Origin of the sequence: Actinotalea ferrariae CF5-4 (assembly GCF_000603945.1) — a bacterium.
In the GTDB taxonomy this organism is placed as follows: Bacteria; Actinomycetota; Actinomycetes; order Actinomycetales; family Cellulomonadaceae; genus Actinotalea; species Actinotalea ferrariae.
Genome location: NZ_AXCW01000423.1, coordinates 1 through 1,908, shown reverse-complemented (window position 1 = coordinate 1,908; position 1,908 = coordinate 1). Strand labels below are relative to the sequence as shown.

The 1,908-nt window shown below is 72.7% G+C and carries 1 protein-coding gene; it reads left to right on the top strand.

The features are described 5' to 3' along the window. Positions 1 to 550: 550 nt before the first annotated feature. Positions 551 to 1,861: a bifunctional o-acetylhomoserine/o-acetylserine sulfhydrylase gene (locus tag N866_RS18470; RefSeq protein WP_034229520.1), complete on the top strand. Its 1,311-nt coding sequence runs from the start codon at positions 551 to 553 to the stop codon at positions 1,859 to 1,861. Positions 1,862 to 1,908: the final 47 nt, after the last annotated feature.

The following is a 1,908-nucleotide window of genomic DNA, read 5'->3' as shown; positions in this document are numbered from 1 at the left end:
GAGGCGGTCCCCGCGGTGGCCGGGACGACCGCCAGCAGGAGTGCCGTCGCCGCCGCGCCGACTGCCTCGCGACCGAGCGCACGACGACGCCGCCGGGGCGTCGGGCGCGCGACGACGCGCGGGCGGGGGCTCACGGACCCCGACGCTAGTCCCGCTGGGCCCGCTTGAGAACACCTGTCACACGATTCACATCCTTCACATCGGTCACACCCTGCACGCACGCGCGCCGCCCCGGCCCCGGCGTCACCCGTCCGGAGCAACGAAGCATGGACATCCGTCTCACCATCCGGTCCGGACTACCGCGGACGCGGAGCGCGGCCGTAGCGTGCGGTCCATGTCCCGCCGAATGTGCCGCTGATCCGCGCACGTCCGGTGGTGTGCCCCGAGACACCCTGACCGCCCTGCCCTGACGGCAGCAGCAGGTCCAGGTCTCCGGCGGCCTCGCTCCCCACGTGCCTCCCCGCCCCAGCCGATCGCGGCTGGCCAGGGTCAGTGGCGCACTGGCGATGGTCATCCGCGGCTCGTACCCCGAGACCCCCAGGAGACCACCATGACGAACCCGAGCTGGTCCTTCGAGACCCGCCAGATCCACGCCGGCCAGACGGTCGACGCCAGCGGCGCCCGCGCGCTGCCCATCCACCAGACGACGTCCTTCGTCTTCCCCGACGCCGCCGCCGCGCGCTTCGCGCTGCAGGACCTCGGCCCGATCTACACCCGGATCGGCAACCCGACGCAGCAGGCGGTCGAGGACCGCATCGCCTCCCTCGAGGGCGGCGTCGGCGCGCTGCTCCTGGCCTCCGGCCAGGCGGCGACCACCTACGCGATCCTCAACATCGCCGAGGCGGGCGACCACGTCGTCGCCAGCCCGAGCCTGTACGGCGGCACCTACAACCTGCTGCACCACACGCTGCCGAAGCTCGGCGTCCAGGTCACGTTCGTGACCGACCCGCACGACCCGCAGTCCTGGCGCGACGCGGTCCGCCCGGAGACCAAGCTGTTCTTCGGCGAGACCATCCCGAACCCCAAGGCGGACATCCTCGACATCGAGGCCGTCGCGGCGGTCGCGCACGAGGTCGGCGTCCCGCTCGTCGTCGACAACACCGTCGCCACGCCCTACCTCGTGCGCCCGCTCGAGCACGGCGCGGACATCGTCACGCACTCGGCGACCAAGTACCTGGGCGGGCACGGCACGGCGATCGGCGGGGTCATCGTCGACGGCGGCACGTTCGACTTCGCCCAGGACCCGGACCGCTTCCCCAACTACAACCAGCCCGACCCCAGCTACAACGGCCTCGTCTACGCCCGCGACCTCGGCGTCGGCGGCGCGTTCGGCGTCAACCTCGCCTTCATCCTCAAGGCGCGCGTGCAGCTGCTGCGCGACCTCGGGTCCGCGATCTCGCCGTTCAACGCGTTCCTCATCGCCCAGGGGCTGGAGACGCTGTCCCTGCGGATCGAGCGGCACGTGCAGAACGCCCAGGCGGTCGCGGAGTGGCTCGAGGCGCGCGACGACGTCCGCACCGTGCACTACGCCGGCCTGCCCTCCAGCCCGTGGCACGCCAACGCCCTCAAGTACGCCCCGCGCGGCACCGGGGCCGTCATCGCGTTCGAGATCGAGGGCGGGGCGGAGGCCGGCAAGCGGTTCGTCGACGGTCTCGAGTTGCACTCGAACGTCGCCAACATCGGGGACGTGCGCTCGCTCGTCATCCACCCGGCCTCCACGACGCACAGCCAGCTGACGCCGGAGCAGCAGCTCCAGTCCGGCATCACGCCGGGCCTCGTGCGCCTCGCCGTCGGGATCGAGCACATCGACGACATCCTCGCGGACCTCGACGCCGGGTTCCGGGCCGCCAAGGGCGCGTGATGAGCACCCCCTCCCGCCGCGTCGCGCCGCAGGCCGCGCGCCCGAGC